Origin of the sequence: Sodalis praecaptivus (genome assembly GCF_000517425.1) — a bacterium.
GTDB lineage: Bacteria > Pseudomonadota > Gammaproteobacteria > Enterobacterales > Enterobacteriaceae > Sodalis_A > Sodalis_A praecaptivus.
In genome coordinates this window covers 3,926,955-3,944,287 of the sequence record NZ_CP006569.1, presented here as the reverse complement: position 1 = coordinate 3,944,287, position 17,333 = coordinate 3,926,955, and the positions used below count along the sequence as shown (strand labels likewise).

The following is a 17,333-nucleotide window of genomic DNA, read 5'->3' as shown; positions in this document are numbered from 1 at the left end:
TGGCGGGTGCAGCGCCGAGTGTAGCGGAATCCGCCGGCCACCGCTACCGCCCCGTCTAAGGCGCATCTCTGGCGCCGCCGCCTTCGTCGCGTTGCCTCTCTGACAGGACGTTCGTTTTGGCGCTGGCCCCTCCGCTAATCTCAGCAGGCTGCTCCCCTGCTCGCCTCTCGGTAGGTAGTCTCCACCGGCGTCCCCTAAAGGCTGTGCCTAGCAGGCTGTCTCCGTCAGGTTGTGCGTACCGGGCTGTCTCCGTCGCTGCCGCCCCTGCAGTTCTCCGCGGCAGGCGGTGCCGGCTGGTGGTGAAAATGCGGCATAAAAAAGCCCCGGCGTGCGGCCGGGGCCGGGGGAGGGGACAGCTTAAGGCTTATTCAAGATGCGCAGGGATTCTCGATTAAACGCCGGCAGATCATCCGGCGTCCGGCTGGTGACGAGCGTATCGTTATCCACTACGACTTCTTTATCGAAAAAGTCGGCACCCGCATTTTTCAAATCCACTACGATCGGTTTCACGGCGGTCATTTTTTTGCCGCGCACCACATCGGCGCTGATAAGCAATTGCGGGCCATGGCAAATCGCGAATATCGGCTTACCGCTGTCGGCGAAAGCGCGGGTAAAATTGACAAACCGGTCGTCGCCGCGCAGCGAGTCGGGGGAATGGCCGCCCGGAAGCAACAGCGCATCGAAATCCGCGGGCTGAACGTCATCAATGCCTTTATCGATAGTGACGGTGGCTTCTCCCTTTTTACCGGTGACGGTGTTGCCCGCCTGCTTCTCGATAGTGACCACGTGGTGCCCAGCCTGTTTGTAGGTCTGTGCCGGCGAGGTGTATTCGGAATCCTCGAACTCATCGGTAATCAAAACGGCGATTTTCTTGCTCATCATGTCCTCCTTCTGCTGAATGATGGCCTCACCTAAGCCTAGTGCCGGATCGACCGCTCAGCAAATTGAAGAGAGTATGCTGTTGCCAATCAAGGGGTTATGATTTTCTGCCGCTGCCGCTGCCGCTGCCGCTGCCGCTGCCGCTGCCGCTTATGCCGATATCGCCGTCAACGTCACCCCTGTCTCGCCGATGTCAACTTTGCGGACCCCGACCGGTAGATACGGCGCAACCTGAATTGCGCTAGGCGCGAAAGCCGCTGTTGGTAGGCAATACTATCCGCGCGGCAAAAGGATAAAAAGTGCTTTGTTCATCGCGAGGTAAAAAGAATTAGGTAGTCCCCTGATTCCACTGCACAATGGAGCTGAGCGTTTCGGTAAAATCTTGCTATTTTAAATCCGCGCAAAATAGCGCGTCGCGAGGCCGGTTAAATGTCGGCCGGGTGGGTAAATACTGCCGGCGCGTAGGCGAGGATCTTTTAACGCCGCCCGCGAGGATAAATACTGCTAAAATAAATAGTTTCGCGGCGGTAATAATGCCGCAAATATCCGTGCGGCAGGTGACCGACGGCATTCGGATAATACTCAACTTTGCCGTTATTTTGATTAAGGCGGTTAGAGTGGCAACGAATAACGGCGGCGAATGAAGCTTAATGGGCGATTAACATTTAACAGCGTTAGCGTTCGGCGGAAGAGGGCGATTTCTCCCCGACGGGCAGTCCGGCGAATTTTACCGCGTTGCGGCCCTGATGTTTCGCCTGATAGAGAGCCTGGTCGGCGGCGGTTAATGACGCATCAATATTGGCGCCCGTTAGCGAGGCAATACCCACGCTCAGCGTAACGGTGGTGGACGCTTCCTGGTTATAGAGATGCGGTATTTTCAGATCCAGCACCGCCTGCCGGACGTTCTCGGCCAGGGTCAGCGCTTCGGTTTCATCAACATCAATCAGCAGCACCAGAAATTCTTCGCCGCCGTAGCGTACCACGACGTCTCGGGAGCGTACGGCGTCGCGTATCGCCACCGCCACCGCGGTCAGCGCCTTATCACCCATGCTATGGCCATAATTATCGTTATACGCCTTGAAATGGTCGATATCCAGCAGCAGCAAATAGTGGCAGCCCGTCCCGCCGCCCGCGCCGAGCAGCCCCTCAAGCCTGTTATGCAGACCGCGGCGGTTGTAGAGGCCGGTAAGCGGATCGATCATGCTGAGATCGCTGAATTTTTCGCGCTCTTCGCTTAGGCGTTTCACCAGGTCGATAGTGAAAGCCTCGCTGCGGTTTTGCATCAAGTGGTGCAAGGAGAAACTGATAAGCGGCAGCACGATAGTAAATAGCAGCATGACGATATGGCTAAACTCATCCAGCACCACCACCGTCACGGCCGAAGGCAGGCTATGCAGGCAAAACGCCAATAAATTATCGGCAAGCGTAATAGCGCTAATGAAAAAGACCGTCATCAGGCTATAAAGAAGAAATGTTTTATCGGGTGTGGCTAGCTGATTGAATCGAAACAGAATATGCCAGGCCCAGGAGATGCCGATAATAATTGCAAGATAATTCAATGAAACTGCATAACTGCGCATCCGAAAGAGACTTATTACCAAAACGGTGAGCGATAACGCCGCAACGATTATCGCCGCCGCTGACGGCTGGCGACTGTTATTTATCGCGCTCACCACGTAAAAAAGAGAAAAGGCGATATTTAGTAACAAAAATAGCAGCAGCGATGTGCGAAGCTTACTTTGGCGGAGCTCCTCATAGGTGTTATAAGTTTTAGACATAGACAAACGTATAAGCCCCGGCTGTGAAAACTAATAATAAATAATGTTGCGAGAAAATAACGGATCGCTATAAATCCCCAAGCGTTTTTATACCTGAATTTAATTTTTCGCTTTGCGCTCAATTTACCAGCTTTAGCCGCGATTGTCATTAACTACGCTCGGCGACAGCGTAAAAGACCATGCCAGATTAAAGGACATCGCCGTGCACCCGCGTCAGTAAACCGAGAGCGTCGAAACCGGTCGCGCTGTGGCAAAGCGATCGCAAATCAACCAGCGCGACGGTGGGCAGCATCGCCTATGTTCAGATGGTGAGTTGATCCAATCAGTTGCGGGTTGCCGGCGTGGGCAAAGGAATATCGCGCAGGCCTAAGGAAGGCGAACGAAGCAGCCTGTTAGAGGTTGACGCAACAAAAGAGGAACGCGAAGCGAGACATTGACAATGGTGCGAAGAGAGGGACTTGAACCCTCACGTCCGTTAAGACACTAACACCTGAAGCTAGCGCGTCTACCAATTCCGCCACCTTCGCACAAATCAATGTGACTGCATGTTTGACCGCGGTGCGGCAGAGGAAAAGGGCCGTAACCTAGGTTGACGTCGTCGCGCGCTAACGAGGAGAACCGCCGGTTGGTGCGAAGAGAGGGACTTGAACCCTCACGTCCGTTAAGACACTAACACCTGAAGCTAGCGCGTCTACCAATTCCGCCACCTTCGCCCGCAGGCTGGCTCTACCGCTACGACTTTGTGGTCTGTGCTGGTGCGAAGAGAGGGACTTGAACCCTCACGTCCGTTAAGACACTAACACCTGAAGCTAGCGCGTCTACCAATTCCGCCACCTTCGCCTGACACGGACAGCCGCTTAAGGCTGTTACCACGGAGGCGGATTTTAGAGGTTTTGGCGTTAAGGTCAATGATTATTTGTGATTTCGCGGGCGTTTGCTGCAAAAAAATACCGTGCCCCGCCGGGCCCAGCGGCGCGCGGCGGCCAACGGTGCGCCAACCCGGCGTTAGCGGCGTTTTCCTCGGTTCTCGCGGGTACGCTTCACTTGATGAAAAGCCTGATAGACCTTAAAGCGGCCGTTTTGCGCCAGCACTTTATGATTGCCGAATACCGCATCCAGCAGATCCGGATAGGGCAGGAAAGCATTAGCGACAATGCGTAATTCGCCGCCGATGCGCAGATGGTCCAGCGCGCCGCGAATCAGCGTCTCCGCCGCTTTCAGATTGGTTTGCATACCGTCGTGGAACGGCGGGTTGGAGATGATCATATCGAAACGGCCGCTGATGGCGGAGTAGACGTCGCCCGCCAGCACCTCCCCCTGCAGACCGTTGGCCGCCAGAGTAGCGCGACTGGCCGCCAGCGCCGGCGCGTGCACATCACTGAGCGTCAACTGCACCCCCGCCACGCCTTTCGCCAGAACCGCCGACAGGACGCCGGCGCCGCAGCCGATATCGGCCACATGGCCTTGAATCGGCTGCTCAAAGCTTGACAGCAGCAGCTGGCTGCCGTTATCCAGCCCGTCGCGGCTGAACACGCCCGGCAGGGTTTTTATTACCACATCGTCAAGCGAGTAAGATTGCCAGTAAGACTCCGCATCGAAACGGGGTGGCTGAACGAGTTCGCCGTGATACAGCCCGCAGCGGCGGGCGCTATCGATCTTACCCAGCGGACACCATACGTCCAGCATCGCTTCGGCGCTGCGCACGCCGCTGCGGTTTTCACCCACCACGAACACATCGCAGCCCAACGGCATCAGCGACAGGAGATTGGTCATCTGGAACAGCGCTTCCGGTTTGTTTTTCGGCCAGAAGTAAATCAGCGTATCGCACCCGCCGACCAGGGCGGCGTCCGCCACCAGGCCGAATTGCACCGCTTGCTCGCCCAGCGCGCGCGCCAGCGTCTGCCGGTGGTGAAACCAGGCGGTATGAACCCGTACACTCCGCGCCTCAAGCCGGGCCGGCAGCAAATCCTGCACATCGCCGGCAATCAATACCTGTTTATCTGAGAATGTATCCTGATGCCGAAGTATGACTTCACTGGCGGGGGTTAATGCAGACATGCGACAAACGCTCCTCAATAATTCGAGCAGGGAGTATAGTGCTTTATTGCCCTGGGTTCGATGGGTTTGGTAGCATAGCGGCGCGGAATCGAGACCGCCGACGGGATAAACAATGACGACAAGGCGCGATTGGCTGTTACAACAACTGGGCATTACGCAATGGACGCTCCGGCGCCCGGCGGTGCTACAGGGGGAGGTGGCAATCACCTTGCCGGGGCATATTCGTTTATTGCTGGTGGCCGAGGCGCCGCCGCCGCTCGATCATCCGCTGGTGGCCGATGTGGCGCGCAGCATGGCGCTGACGCCGGCGCAGCTCTGCGGGGTGACGCCTTTACAGGTGATGATGCTGCCGGACGATGTCCGTTGCCATTGCTGGTGGCTCGGCCTTGACGCCCTGCGTGAATTCGAGGGAATGTCTTTCCATACGCCGCCGCTGGCGGCGCTTTCAGGGGATGCTGGCGCCAAGCGCGAGCTATGGCGCCGGATAAGTGATGATGAATACCATATTACCGCTGCTGCCGGCTGATCTCACCGAAGCCTGGCACATAGAACAGGCTAGCCACGCCTTTCCCTGGAGCGCTAAAACCTTTGCCGGCAATCAAGGCGAACGCTATGTGAATTTCAAACTGTGCGTGGGCGATCGCATCGCGGCTTTCGCCATCACCCAGACCGTGCTGGATGAAGCGTCGTTGTTTAACATTGCGGTTCACCCCGACTTTCAGCGGCAAGGCCACGGCCGGGCGCTGCTCGATCATGTGATCGCCGAGCTGGAGCAGCGGCAAGTATTGACGCTTTGGCTGGAGGTGCGTCAATCCAATGCGCCGGCCATCGCCCTGTATCGCGCGCTGGGGTTTAATGAAGTCTCGATTCGGCGCCATTACTACCCGTCGGCGGACGGCCGGGAGGATGCCGTTATCATGGCGCTGCCGCTGGGCTGACGCCGCCGCCGGCCGGGGAGCTATCAATGCCTACCCACACCATGTAGAATCTGCAACCAGCAAATTCCCTTTAGACAGACACTGTGGCGCGCGCCTGCCGCGCGCCCATCGAGAAAGTGACCATGAAGAACGACCTCTACGCCGACGAAATTGCGGCACGGCGCACCTTCGCGATTATCTCGCACCCAGACGCCGGTAAAACAACAATCACTGAGAAAGTGCTGCTGTTCGGACAGGCGATTCAAACCGCCGGCACCGTGAAGGGCCGCGGCTCTAATCAGCACGCTAAATCCGACTGGATGGAAATGGAAAAGCAGCGCGGTATTTCCATTACCACATCCGTGATGCAATTTCCTTACCGCCAGGCACTGGTCAATCTGCTGGATACGCCAGGGCACGAGGACTTCTCCGAAGATACCTACCGCACCCTGACGGCGGTGGACTGCTGTTTGATGGTGATCGACGCCGCCAAAGGGGTTGAAGATCGGACCCGCAAACTGATGGAAGTCACCCGCCTGCGCGACACGCCGATCCTGACCTTTATGAATAAGGTGGACCGCGATATACGCGATCCGATGGAATTGCTTGATGAAGTGGAAAGCGAGCTGCGTATTGCCTGCGCGCCGATCACGTGGCCTATCGGCTGCGGTAAGCTGTTCAAGGGCATTTATCATCTGGCGAAAGATGAAACCTACCTTTACCAAAGCGGTCAGGGTCATACCATCCAGGCAGTGCGGGTGGTAAAAGGGTTGGACAACCCGGAACTGGATCAGGCGGTGGGCGAGGATCTGGCCGCGCAACTGCGCGAAGAGCTGGAACTGGTGCAGGGCGCGTCCCATCCCTTTGACGAACAGGCTTTCCTGGCGGGCGAGCTGACACCGGTCTTTTTTGGTACCGCCCTGGGCAACTTTGGCGTTGATCATATGCTGGACGGTCTGGTGGCCTGGGCGCCGCCGCCCATGCCGCGTCAGACCGACGTTCGGGTGGTGCGCGCGGACGAAGAGAAGTTCACCGGATTCGTTTTTAAAATCCAGGCCAACATGGATCCACGGCACCGGGACCGGGTGGCGTTTTTGCGCGTTGTCTCCGGCCGCTATGAAAAGAGCATGAAACTGCGCCAGGTGCGTACCGGTAAGGATGTCGTTATCGCCGATGCGCTGACCTTTATGGCGGGCGACCGCTCCCATATCGAAGAAGCCTACGCCGGCGATATCATCGGCCTACACAACCACGGGACTATCCAGATTGGCGATACCTTTACCCAGGGTGAAGAGCTGAAATTCACCGGTATCCCCAATTTCGCGCCGGAATTGTTCCGCCGTATCCGCCTGCGCGATCCGCTTAAGCAAAAGCAGTTACTTAAAGGGCTGGTGCAACTGTCGGAAGAGGGGGCGGTGCAGGTCTTTCGCCCGCTGGCCAATAACGATCTTATCGTCGGCGCGGTCGGCGTGCTGCAGTTTGATGTGGTCGTGGCGCGGCTGAAGAGCGAATACAACGTTGAAGCGCTGTATGAATCAGTAAACGTTTCCACCGCTCGCTGGGTGGAGTGCGGCGACGCCAAAAAGTTGGAAGAATTCAAGCGCAAAAATGAACTCAATTTGGCGCTCGACGGCGGCGATAACCTCTCTTATATCGCCCCAAGCATGGTAAACCTGAATCTGACCCGGGAACGCTATCCGGATATTCAGTTCCATAAAACGCGCGAACACTAATCGCGTCTGTCCTGGGCCGCCGCGAAAGCGGCGGCGTCATACTTCCCTTATCAGGCAGCGTCGCACGATGACGTTGTGGTGGAGGCGTGTCACTGTTTTGGCGTCGCGTCGGCATAGCGCCGCGCGCGGCGGGTGTCGCCGACCGTTGATAACCGGGTCGCCGTCTGCGGTGCTATCCCCTCTTTGCTGTTGTGGCGTTGCTGCCCAGCCGATGTACCGGCGCGCCGCCTGTATCGGCGTTGGCGACCGCGGCGACGTCCCCGCCGCGCGCCTGTGTTTACGCCTGCTCGCCGAAACGTTAGTTGTTGGATGTCCGGCCCGCGGCGGCGGCCGCTTGCGTCCCGGAAAGTTCCTAAATCCTTGCTTCTGCTTTTGATTTGACGATTTTCTTTTCCCTGAGCATGCAAATTACTTGTGGTGGTCTATAGTTAAATTGTCACTGACGGAGCGGTTAATTAAGCTAATAAATCCGGCGAAGTCAGAGCAATTTGCTGTTAAGGCCGTGAAGATAGGCTGTTTATTGTCCACGGTCCCCAGAAGGGAATGAGGTCAACAGGAGATCAGACCGCAGCAAGCGTGGCTATCACCTTACGCTTTTTTTAATGAAGGGTCACTGCAAGGGTGCAGGACGCGGAAATTGTTGGATGCCAGACCGGCTCGTGAAGCGGCGGCGCATTATTCAGGCTACAGTTGTGGCGCATCGCCCAGGCATTGGGTGGAATGACAAAAGGAAAACATCGATGAATAAGACCAAGATTGCACAATCGTTGACGGCTATCGTACTGGGTTCAGTCCTGGCCGGCGCAACCGCAATGGCGGATACCTCCGTGACGCAGGACGCCAAGTCCGCGGCGAACACCACGGGGCAGAAAATCGATAGCTCAATGAAGTCAGCGTCGGGGTACATGGGCGACAGCGCCATTACCGCGAAAGTCAAAAGCGCGCTGGTCGGCAATGAAGCCGTTAACAGCAACGACATTTCCGTTGAAACCAATGAAGGCGTGGTGACGCTGAGCGGTTTTGTCGCCAACCAAAGCCAGGCGGAAAAAGCCGTCGCCTCAGCGCGCACGGTGAAAGGCGTGAAATCGGTTAGCGATAAGTTGCACGTCAAGGAAACCAATAAAACGTCGGTCAAGACCTACGCCAGCGATGCGGCGATTACCAGCGAAGTGAAAGCGAAATTTCTGGCCGACAAGAGCGTACCGTCGCGGATGATTAAAGTGGAAACCACCGACGGTATCGTGCAGTTGAGCGGTAAAGTGGAAAATGCGACGCAGATCACCCGTGCAGAAAGCGTTGCCAAAGCGGTGGATGGCGTGAAGAGCGTTAAAAACGACCTGACGTCCGGTCAGTAATCCGGGCGGCTTGCGAAGTAACCGCGGTCAATTTGCGGTTAAAGGGACTAAAACAACCGGTATCGTCATAGGAAGAGGGGCAAGCTCCCTCTCCTCCGGTAACACAAAAGTTGTACTTCCATCATTTGGGTAAGGAGAGGCTTATGTTTCGTTGGGGCATTATTTTTCTGGTTATTGCCTTGATTGCAGCTGCATTAGGGTTTGGTGGTCTGGCGGGTACGGCTGCCTGGGCAGCGAAAATCGTATTCGTCGTCGGTATTATCCTGTTCCTGATAAGCCTGTTTACCGGCCGTCGCGGCAGGTAGTGAAGCTTTGAAACAGCCACTGGCCTTCGGGCCAGTCATGTTGAACGGTTATTTCCGGAGAGGCTTATGAATAACGACATCGTGGTAGGCAGATTGAAACAGTGGAAAAGCCAGATGTGGTTGTTGTGGGCAGAGTGGTTTGATAGCGACTGTGCCTGGGTTGCGGGAAGCAATGATTACCTCTCCGGCGTTTTACAAGAGGACTACGGCAAGTCGGTGAAACCGGTATCGCCGCTAGCCAGCAAATCCTGCCACTGAATCACCGTCCCGTTGCCTGTCGCGCCCGCCGGCGACAGATTGTGACGCCGTTTTCGTTCAAGCCTCGCTTTTAGTCAATTCACTACCGCCATCGTCACTGTTTGCCCTACCTAGCGTATTCATCGCGTTGACCGTAACCCCGGCGTCATTATGCTGCTCAAGACCGTAACCCTGGTGTCATTGTACTGCTCAAGACGGACTCTTCCATTAAGGGCGATCTTCGCTGCGGCGCTGAGACTTACCGTTGGTCCGCCGCCCCACGCGTTGCGGACTCTTGAAGCACAGCAGGACGCGGCGGCTTATCGACGTGCGGCTATTGCGATGTACAGCCGGTTGCCGGTTGTTCGCAGGGGTGAAGGCGTGTCACTGCCCAAAGGCGCTTTATGTTATAAGCTTGATGAGGAACACGGCTCGGCCGACTAACGCGAGGCAGCCGGCACAGGGGAGGCTCATGAACCCACCGCGCTTTATCGACACGCATTGTCATTTCGATTTCCCGCCGTTTTTGGGCGAGGAACAGCAAAGTTTACGTCAGGCGGCCGCCGCCGGGATTGACGGTATTGTGGTGCCATCGGTGGCGGCCGCGCGCTTCGCCGATGTGTTGGCGCTGGCAGAGCGGCACCCGATGCTGCATGCCGCGCTCGGTTTGCATCCCATCGCCATTGAACAGCACCAGGATGCGGATGTCGACTTATTAGAGCAGCATTTACGCCAGCACCGTGCGCGGCTGACGGCGGTCGGGGAAATCGGCCTGGATACCTATATGCCGCAGCCGCAGCTGCCGCGCCAACTGGCGTTATTGTCGGCGCAGCTGCGCCTGGCGGCGCGCTACGATTTGCCGGTGATACTGCACTCCCGCCGAACGCACGACAGGCTGGCCAAGCTATTGCGAACCATTAGCGTGCCGCGTACCGGGGTGGTACATGGTTTTGCCGGCAGCTATCAGCAGGCGGACGCATTTCGTCGTCTGGGGTACTATCTCGGCGTCGGCGGTACCATCACGTATGCCCGCGCCAGTAAAACCCGTGATGTCATGGCGCGATTGCCGTTGTCGTGCCTGCTGCTGGAGACCGATGCGCCTGATATGCCGCTGTCCGGTTACCAAGGCCAGCCTAACCGCCCGGAGCGGATCCGCCAGACCTTCGCTGCGCTATGCGATCTGCGCCGCGAGCCGCCGGCGGAGATTGCCGAGACGCTTTATCACAATAGCCTGCGTCTGTTCGGGCTGCGGGCAAAGCCTGCCGGGGAAAGTCATCTGCCGGGTGCCGCTGCGCGGTAAAGGGCGCCGCCATAAAAGCGAGAGGACGCGCCCCTGCGGGCGACACGCGGTTCAGCCCTAAAGGCCGCGGAACGCGCACCTGAAGTGGCCGCTCTGCGAGAAAGACGTTCAACCCTAAAGATCGCAGAACGTGCACCGTGAGGGCGCGCGCGGCGAGAAAGACGTTCAGCCATGAGGGCCGCGGAACGCGCACCCACGCTGGACGCGCTAAGATAAATGCGTTCAGCCATGACCAGACGGCGGAAGGCGCGCGGGCAGCATGAATTCCGTGTTGTCGCGCATAAAACGCGATAATGCAGCAGCTAATTTCGCTTAAATATGAAAAAATAGCGTCAGCGCAATACGGGGAGAGCAGGATACCCCGTGCACTGGATAATGGCGCGGCGAGAAGGAACTCTGACGCCCGCGGTCTGCATGGCCGGCGGGTAGCTCTTCATGGAACCAAGTCCGCTCGCCAACCTTGTTGCGCGTGAACAGCCGTCTGTTCCGCGCTCTGTTTGCTGATTCGCCCCACGGCGAAAAACGGTAAGTTGGAGAGTAAAATGAATCAATTAACCCTTGCGGCCCAGCGTGCGCTGAGCCTCATGGATCTGACCACCTTGAATGATGACGATACCGATGAAAAGGTCATCGCTTTATGCCGCCAGGCCCACACTTCGGTGGGCGAGACCGCGGCGGTGTGTCTCTATCCGCGCTTTATTCCCCTTGCCCGGCAGACGTTGAACGCCCAGGGCAGCACGGCGGTGCGCATTGCCACCGTGACCAATTTCCCCCACGGTAATGACTGCCTCGACATCGCGCTGGCGGAAACTCGCGCCGCTATCGCCTACGGCGCGGATGAGGTAGATATCGTGTTCCCCTATCGCGCGCTTATCGCCGGCAATGAGCAAATTGGTTTGGAAATGGTGAAACAGGCCAGCGAACTGTGCCATGCCTCACAGGTGCTGCTGAAAGTGATCATAGAGAGCGGTGAACTGCGCCGGGCGGATTTCATCCGTCGGGCATCGCAAATCGCGATTGCGGGCGGCGCTGATTTTATTAAAACCTCTACCGGTAAAGTGCCGGTCAACGCGACGCTTGAGAGCGCCGGCATCATGCTGAACGTCATCGCAGAAGAGGGCGTCGGCGATCGCGTGGGGTTCAAAGCCGCCGGCGGCGTGCGCACCGCCGAAGAGGCCGCGGCCTATTTGGCCCTTGCCGATGAGATCATGGGCGAAGGCTGGGTCAACCCCCGTCATTTCCGTTTCGGCGCCTCCAGTCTATTGGGCAGTTTGTTGACGGTGCTGGGACAGGAAGCACCGCCTGCCAAAAACGGGTATTAAGCCGTGGCGGCCCGCCGTCGCAGCGGCATAGGCCGTTTTTCGGGCTAAGGCCCGTTTTGCTTTGCCGGGAGGAAACCGTGTTTCTGGCACAAGAAATTATCCGTAAAAAGCGGGATGGCGAGCCGCTGAGCGCGGAGGAAATTCGCTTTTTCGTCAACGGCGTGCGCGATAATACCGTCTCAGAGGGGCAAATCGCCGCCCTGGCGATGACCATCTTCTTTCACGACATGAATCTGGAAGAGCGCGTGGCGCTGACGCTGGCGATGCGCGACTCCGGCCATACGCTGGATTGGCGCCGGGATGGGTTAAGCGGGCCGGTGGTGGATAAGCATTCCACCGGCGGCGTGGGGGATGTCACCTCGCTGATGCTGGGGCCGATGATCGCCGCCTGCGGCGGTTTCGTGCCGATGGTGTCGGGGCGCGGGCTGGGGCATACCGGCGGTACGCTCGACAAACTGGAGGCGATTCCGGGGCTATCGATTTTCCTGGACGACGACGCCTTCCGCGCCCAGATCAAACACGTTGGCGTGGCGATTATGGGGCAAACCCATTCGCTGGCGCCGGCGGATAAGCGCATCTACGCCACCCGCGATATTACCGCTACGGTGGATTCGATTCCGCTTATCACTGCCTCGATTCTGGCGAAGAAACTGGCGGAAGGGCTTGATGCGCTGGTGATGGATGTGAAGGTGGGCTCCGGCGCCCTGATGCCCACTTTCGCGCGCTCCGAGGCGCTGGCGCAGGCCATTGTGGGCGTCGCCAACGGCGCGGGGTGCAAAACCACCGCGCTACTGACCGATATGAATCAGGTCCTGGCCTCCAGCGCTGGCAATGCGCTGGAAGTTCGCGAAGCGGTCCGTTTTTTGACCAATGACGAACGCAACCCGCGGCTGTTTGAGGTCACGATGGCGCTGTGCAGCGAAATGCTGATAACCGCCGGCCTGGCGCACGGCGAGACCGAGGCGCGCGCGGCGCTATTGCGGGCGCTGGACAGCGGCGAGGCGGCGGAACGCTTCGGCCGGATGGTGGCGGCGCAGGGCGGTCCGGCGGACTTTATCCAGCGCTATGATCACTATCTGCCGGTGGCGACGCTAAGTAAGCCGGTCTTCCCCGCCAGCGCGGGTTATATCCGCGCCATGGATACCCGCGCGCTCGGGATGACCGTTGTAGCGCTCGGCGGCGGCCGTCAGCGGGCCAGCGACGCCATCGATTATAGCGTCGGTTTAACCGATATGGCGCGGCTGGGGGACTATGTCGACGGTGCGACGCCGCTGGCCATAATCCACGCCGCCAGCGAGGAAAGCTGGATGCGCGCGGCCGAGGCGGTGCGCGCGGCCATCCAGCTCGGCGACGGGGCGCCGGAAGCGTTACCGGTCGTTTACCGCCGCATTACGGCGGCGGCCGGTTAGTCTGCCGGCTTTTTATTGCGGGAGCGGCGCGCACCGCTCCCCTCGAACGCGGTGCAAAAGCGGCCGATAGGCCGGCATTGCGCCGCAAGCAGGAGAACAATGATGCAACGTGTATTCATCATGGTGCTGGACTCATTCGGTATCGGGGCTGCTGGCGATGCCGATAAATTTGGCGATCGCGGGTCGGACACTCTGGGGCATATCGCCGAGCGCTGTGAGCGCGGCGACGCCAATCACGGACGCAACGGGCCGCTGAAGCTGCCTCATCTGACGCGCCTCGGGCTGGGCAAAGCCGCCGAACAATCCACCGGGCATTTTCCGTCGGGGCTGGATAAGCAGGCGGAGATCATTGGCGCATACGCCTATGCCAGCGAAATTTCCTCCGGTAAAGATACGCCATCGGGACACTGGGAAATCGCGGGCGTACCGGTGCTGTTCGACTGGGGCTATTTCCCGGAAACGGAGAACAGCTTCCCGCCGGCGCTGCTGGAGACGCTGGTCGCCCGCGCGGGCTTGCCGGGTTTTCTCGGCAATTGCCACGCCTCGGGGACGGTGATCCTCGATCGGTTGGGGGAAGAGCATATGCGCACCGGCAAGCCGATTTTTTATACCTCGGCGGATTCGGTGTTTCAGATAGCCTGCCACGAAGAGACTTTCGGCCTACAGCGTCTGTATGATTTGTGCGAGATAGCGCGCGAGATTCTCACCGACGGCGGTTACAATATCGGCCGCGTCATCGCCCGGCCCTTCGTCGGCGCGAAGGCCGGCCAATTTGAGCGTACCGGCAACCGACACGATTTAGCGGTGCCGCCGCCCTCCGCCACCATCTTGCAAAAGCTGGTGGAAGAGAAAGGCGGGACGGTGGTGTCGGTGGGTAAGATTGCCGATATTTATGCCCAGGTGGGCATCAGTAAAAAGGTGAAGGCCACCGGCCTCGATGCCTTATTCGATGCGACGGTGCGGGAAATGGACGCGGCGGGGGATAACACCCTGGTGTTCACCAATTTCGTTGACTTCGATTCCGCCTACGGCCACCGGCGGGATGTGGCCGGTTACGCGGCAGCGCTGGAGCTGTTTGACCGCCGTTTGCCGGAGCTGATGTCGCGGGTGAAAGACAATGATATCTTGATCCTCACCGCCGATCACGGCTGCGATCCCACCTGGCACGGTACCGATCATACCCGTGAGCATGTGCCGGTGCTGATCTATGGTCCGAAAGTGAATCCGGGTTTTTATGGCCATCGCACGACATTCGCCGATATAGGCCAGACGGTGGCGCGCTACTTCGGCCTCTCGCCGATGGACTATGGCAAAGCGATAATTTAAGCCGTGCGGGGCGGCGCCCGTCGATAACACGGCCGGCGCCCTGACGTTGCCTCGACGTCGCGCTAAGCGGCCGGTCAATCAACCGTGGCTATTGGCCGTGGGTCTGTTGGGGTCGACGGCCCGTTTTTATCTTCAACATAACAAGGAATCAGAGTATGGCTACGCCGCATATTAATGCTGAAATGGGCGATTTCGCCGAGGTTGTGCTTATGCCGGGCGATCCGCTGCGGGCGCAGCATATTGCCAACACCTTCCTTTCCGATGCCCGGGAAGTGAATCAGGTGCGCGGCATGCTGGGCTATACCGGCAGCTATAAAGGGCGGGCCGTCTCGGTAATGGGGCACGGTATGGGCATTCCGTCCTGCTCGATTTACACTAAAGAGCTGATTACCGATTTCGGCGTGAAACAGATTATCCGCGTAGGCTCCTGCGGCGCGATTAGAAGCGACGTCAATGTGCGGGATATCGTTATCGGCATGGGCGCCAGCACCGATTCCAAAGTGAACCGCATGCGTTTTAAAGATCACGATTTCGCCGCCATCGCCGATTTCGATATGGTGCGCAATGCGGTGGATGCGGCTAACGCCGCCGGCATTCCGGTGCGCGTGGGCAATATTTTCTCCGCCGATCTGTTCTACACTCCCGATCCGCAGATGTTCGACGTGCTGGAAAAATACGGCATTTTGGGCGTGGAAATGGAAGCCGCCGGGATTTATGGCGTGGCGGCGGAATTTGGCGCGCGCGCGCTGGCGATTTGCACCGTGTCCGATCATATTCGCAGTGGAGAAGCTTTAAGCGCGGCCGATCGCCAGACCACGTTCAACGATATGATTGAAGTGGCGCTGGAATCGGTATTATTGGGCGACGCGCGCTAAATCGTTGCCGGGCTGGGGCTGCGCCGTCTCAGGGCGCGTCGGGGGGCTTGACGTCGGTTGCGGGCGGCTTGGCGTCGTCCGTGGGGAGCGCGGCGTCATCTTCTTCCGCGCGCCGTTCCGCCAGCGGCGTACTGGCGGTGAGCAGGTAAGGCGACTGCTGCCAGCGGCTGCGACGGTTTTGCAGCAGCGTACGTGCCAGGATAATGCCGATGGCGAGCGCCAGCAGCATCATGAGGCGCAGCAGGTTAGTGGTGTTATCCACCTGTTTGGCCTCAATCTCCAACACGTGGGTATCCAGCGTCAGACGGACAAAACCGCTCGGGCCTTTGTCATCTTCGATTGTCCGCACCAACTGGTGATTGAAGAAGCTGCCCGCCCGCTGGTTGCCGATAGCCAGCCGGTCGCGTACGCTGATGTTTTCGCCCGAGCGGGCCACCAGACTGCCGTCCATGTTATACACGCTGGCGTCGAGAATGCGGCTATTGCCCGTGAGGCGGTCCAGCACCGATTTGATGGGCGCGCTGTTGTCGTCACGGCTGGCCATCAAGGGCGCCAGCTCGCCGGTGACCTGGCGAATCAGCGTATCCGCCAACTCCTCCACCTGTGCCGAGCGGGCCATTTGGTGGCTCAGGCTGAAATAGGTCGCGCCCTGCATCAACACCACCAGCAGCGCGACGCAAATCAGCACGATAACCGTGCGGTGTAAACGGAACGAGAATCTGGCGCGGGCCATAGGTTTCCTTTCTCTTTTGGACGCTTTATGTTGCCAGAAGCGCCGGCGATAGGATAGCTTGTTGCGCGTTGCTAACGGCGGCTGAACATCATCCTACAGGAGTCAAAATGCCCAATAGTCTGACCTACTGCGATCTGCCCGAGGGGATTTCACACTGGCCGGGATTGCCTTTGTCATTAAGCGGCGATGAGGTCATGCCGCTGGATTATCGGGCGGGCCATACCGGTTGGTTATTATACGGCAAAAATTTGGATAAACAGAGTCTGTCGCGGTATCAGCGCGCGCTAGGCGCGGCGATGGTGGTGGTTTCCGCCTGGCAAATCGACGACTATCGGGTGGTGCGTCTGGCGGGGTCGCTGACGGCGCGCGCCACGCGGCTGGCCCATGATCACGGCCTGGACGTGGCCCCCTTTGGCAAGACGCCCCATTTGCGCGCGCCGGGCCTGCTGATTATGGATATGGACTCCACGGCGATACAAATCGAGTGCATCGATGAAATCGCCAAACTGGCGGGCGTTGGCGCACAGGTGGCCGAGGTCACCGAGCGGGCGATGCGCGGCGAGCTGGATTTCACCGCCAGCCTGCGCCAGCGGGTCGCCACCCTTCAAGGGGCCGATGCCGATATTTTGAGGCAGGTGCGCGAGGCGTTACCGCTGATGCCCGGTCTGACCCAGCTGACGAAAAAGCTGCAGAGCCTGGGCTGGCATGTCGCTATCGCCTCCGGCGGCTTTACCTACTTCGCCGAATTACTGCGTGACAAACTGCGTTTGGTTTCCATCGCCGCCAATGAGCTTGAAATTCGCGATGGCCGCTTGACCGGTGAGGTGTTGGGGGAGGTGGTGGATGCCGGTTACAAAGCGCGGGAATTGACGCGCCTGGCGGACAAGTTGGCCATCCCCATCAGCCAGACGGTGGCGATTGGCGACGGTGCAAATGATTTATTGATGATACAATCAGCAGGTCTGGGTATTGCGTTCCACGCCAAGCCGAAAGTCAATGAACAGAGTAAGGTGACGATTCGTCACGCCGATCTGCTGGGAGTGCTGTGCATCCTGAGCGGCAATCTCAAACACGATGAACGCTGAGCGTGCCCGCCCGCGGCGTAT

Annotated in this window: 16 protein-coding genes and 3 tRNA genes; 12 read left to right on the top strand and 7 right to left on the bottom strand. The window is 58.6% G+C overall.

The features are described 5' to 3' along the window. Positions 1-357: 357 nt before the first annotated feature. From SANT_RS17560 to rsmC, 6 genes are all read right to left on the bottom strand, one after another. Positions 358-879 carry a type 1 glutamine amidotransferase domain-containing protein gene (locus SANT_RS17560; protein WP_025423562.1) on the bottom strand — a complete coding sequence of 174 codons (522 nt, stop codon included), beginning with the start codon at positions 877-879 and terminating at the stop codon, positions 358-360. A 674-nt stretch (positions 880-1,553) separates the two neighbouring features. Further along, positions 1,554-2,657: a GGDEF domain-containing protein gene (locus SANT_RS17550; protein ID WP_081730475.1), complete on the bottom strand. Its 1,104-nt coding sequence runs from the start codon at positions 2,655-2,657 to the stop codon at positions 1,554-1,556. A 440-nt stretch (positions 2,658-3,097) separates the two neighbouring features. Further along, positions 3,098-3,184: transfer RNA gene (locus tag SANT_RS17545), tRNA-Leu, on the bottom strand. 99 nt (positions 3,185-3,283) lie between these two features. After that, positions 3,284-3,370: transfer RNA gene (locus tag SANT_RS17540), tRNA-Leu, on the bottom strand. Positions 3,371-3,410: 40 nt separating this feature from the next. Continuing rightward, positions 3,411-3,497, bottom strand: a tRNA-Leu gene (locus tag SANT_RS17535). 165 nt (positions 3,498-3,662) lie between these two features. Beyond that, complete coding sequence (gene rsmC, locus SANT_RS17530) at positions 3,663-4,715, bottom strand: 16S rRNA (guanine(1207)-N(2))-methyltransferase RsmC (protein ID WP_025423559.1); 1,053 nt, start codon at positions 4,713-4,715, stop codon at positions 3,663-3,665. Between the two features lie 112 nt (positions 4,716-4,827). Between rsmC and SANT_RS17525 the strand changes: the two genes are divergently transcribed. From SANT_RS17525 to deoD, 11 genes are all read left to right on the top strand, one after another. Further along, positions 4,828-5,241 (top strand): DNA polymerase III subunit psi, encoded by a 414-nt coding sequence (locus tag SANT_RS17525; protein ID WP_025423558.1) that lies wholly within the window; start codon positions 4,828-4,830, stop codon positions 5,239-5,241. Beyond that, the gene (gene rimI, locus SANT_RS17520) at positions 5,210-5,653 is read left to right on the top strand and encodes a ribosomal protein S18-alanine N-acetyltransferase (RefSeq protein WP_025423557.1); all 444 of its coding nucleotides are present in this window, start codon (positions 5,210-5,212) and stop codon (positions 5,651-5,653) included. The genes SANT_RS17525 and rimI overlap by 32 nt, the downstream gene beginning before the upstream one ends. Positions 5,654-5,775: 122 nt before the next feature. Beyond that, positions 5,776-7,365, top strand: a complete 1,590-nt coding sequence (gene prfC, locus SANT_RS17515) for a peptide chain release factor 3 (RefSeq protein WP_025423556.1) — start codon at positions 5,776-5,778, stop codon at positions 7,363-7,365. A gap of 740 nt (positions 7,366-8,105) precedes the next feature. Further along, entirely contained in the window at positions 8,106-8,720 is a 615-nt protein-coding gene (gene osmY, locus SANT_RS17510; protein WP_025244789.1) for a molecular chaperone OsmY, read from the top strand. 143 nt (positions 8,721-8,863) lie between these two features. Then, the gene (locus SANT_RS23550) at positions 8,864-9,025 is read left to right on the top strand and encodes a DUF1328 domain-containing protein (RefSeq protein ID WP_011410256.1); all 162 of its coding nucleotides are present in this window, start codon (positions 8,864-8,866) and stop codon (positions 9,023-9,025) included. A gap of 66 nt (positions 9,026-9,091) precedes the next feature. Then, the gene (locus SANT_RS17505) at positions 9,092-9,283 is read left to right on the top strand and encodes a CsbD family protein (RefSeq protein ID WP_025423555.1); all 192 of its coding nucleotides are present in this window, start codon (positions 9,092-9,094) and stop codon (positions 9,281-9,283) included. Between the two features lie 451 nt (positions 9,284-9,734). Continuing rightward, positions 9,735-10,562: a TatD family hydrolase gene (locus SANT_RS17495; RefSeq protein ID WP_025423553.1), complete on the top strand. Its 828-nt coding sequence runs from the start codon at positions 9,735-9,737 to the stop codon at positions 10,560-10,562. Between the two features lie 542 nt (positions 10,563-11,104). Beyond that, positions 11,105-11,884 (top strand): deoxyribose-phosphate aldolase, encoded by a 780-nt coding sequence (gene deoC / locus SANT_RS17490; RefSeq protein ID WP_025423552.1) that lies wholly within the window; start codon positions 11,105-11,107, stop codon positions 11,882-11,884. Between the two features lie 77 nt (positions 11,885-11,961). Next, entirely contained in the window at positions 11,962-13,293 is a 1,332-nt protein-coding gene (deoA, locus tag SANT_RS17485; RefSeq protein ID WP_025423551.1) for a thymidine phosphorylase, read from the top strand. A 102-nt stretch (positions 13,294-13,395) separates the two neighbouring features. Next, positions 13,396-14,619, top strand: coding sequence for a phosphopentomutase (deoB, locus tag SANT_RS17480; RefSeq protein ID WP_025423550.1), 1,224 nt, complete (start codon positions 13,396-13,398; stop codon positions 14,617-14,619). 155 nt (positions 14,620-14,774) lie between these two features. Next, a complete protein-coding gene (deoD, locus tag SANT_RS17475) occupies positions 14,775-15,494 on the top strand; it encodes a purine-nucleoside phosphorylase (RefSeq protein ID WP_025423549.1) in 720 nt (239 codons plus the stop codon). A 28-nt stretch (positions 15,495-15,522) separates the two neighbouring features. Here deoD and SANT_RS17470 read toward each other — a convergent pair whose 3' ends face one another. Next, positions 15,523-16,227: a YtjB family periplasmic protein gene (locus SANT_RS17470; RefSeq protein WP_025423548.1), complete on the bottom strand. Its 705-nt coding sequence runs from the start codon at positions 16,225-16,227 to the stop codon at positions 15,523-15,525. Positions 16,228-16,334: 107 nt separating this feature from the next. Between SANT_RS17470 and serB the strand changes: the two genes are divergently transcribed. After that, the gene (gene serB, locus SANT_RS17465; protein ID WP_025423547.1) at positions 16,335-17,312 is read left to right on the top strand and encodes a phosphoserine phosphatase; all 978 of its coding nucleotides are present in this window, start codon (positions 16,335-16,337) and stop codon (positions 17,310-17,312) included. The last annotated feature ends 21 nt before the right edge of the window (positions 17,313-17,333 follow it).

Coding starts and splice junctions, on each gene's coding strand:
- SANT_RS17560 (WP_025423562.1), bottom strand. CDS start 879: ATGAGCAAGAAAATCGCCGTTTTGATTACCGATGAGTTCGAGGATTCC.
- SANT_RS17550 (WP_081730475.1), bottom strand. CDS start 2,657: ATGTCTAAAACTTATAACACCTATGAGGAGCTCCGCCAAAGTAAGCTT.
- rsmC (WP_025423559.1), bottom strand. CDS start 4,715: ATGTCTGCATTAACCCCCGCCAGTGAAGTCATACTTCGGCATCAGGAT.
- SANT_RS17525 (WP_025423558.1), top strand. CDS start 4,828: ATGACGACAAGGCGCGATTGGCTGTTACAACAACTGGGCATTACGCAA.
- rimI (WP_025423557.1), top strand. CDS start 5,210: ATGAATACCATATTACCGCTGCTGCCGGCTGATCTCACCGAAGCCTGG.
- prfC (WP_025423556.1), top strand. CDS start 5,776: ATGAAGAACGACCTCTACGCCGACGAAATTGCGGCACGGCGCACCTTC.
- osmY (WP_025244789.1), top strand. CDS start 8,106: ATGAATAAGACCAAGATTGCACAATCGTTGACGGCTATCGTACTGGGT.
- SANT_RS23550 (WP_011410256.1), top strand. CDS start 8,864: ATGTTTCGTTGGGGCATTATTTTTCTGGTTATTGCCTTGATTGCAGCT.
- SANT_RS17505 (WP_025423555.1), top strand. CDS start 9,092: ATGAATAACGACATCGTGGTAGGCAGATTGAAACAGTGGAAAAGCCAG.
- SANT_RS17495 (WP_025423553.1), top strand. CDS start 9,735: ATGAACCCACCGCGCTTTATCGACACGCATTGTCATTTCGATTTCCCG.
- deoC (WP_025423552.1), top strand. CDS start 11,105: ATGAATCAATTAACCCTTGCGGCCCAGCGTGCGCTGAGCCTCATGGAT.
- deoB (WP_025423550.1), top strand. CDS start 13,396: ATGCAACGTGTATTCATCATGGTGCTGGACTCATTCGGTATCGGGGCT.
- deoD (WP_025423549.1), top strand. CDS start 14,775: ATGGCTACGCCGCATATTAATGCTGAAATGGGCGATTTCGCCGAGGTT.
- SANT_RS17470 (WP_025423548.1), bottom strand. CDS start 16,227: ATGGCCCGCGCCAGATTCTCGTTCCGTTTACACCGCACGGTTATCGTG.
- serB (WP_025423547.1), top strand. CDS start 16,335: ATGCCCAATAGTCTGACCTACTGCGATCTGCCCGAGGGGATTTCACAC.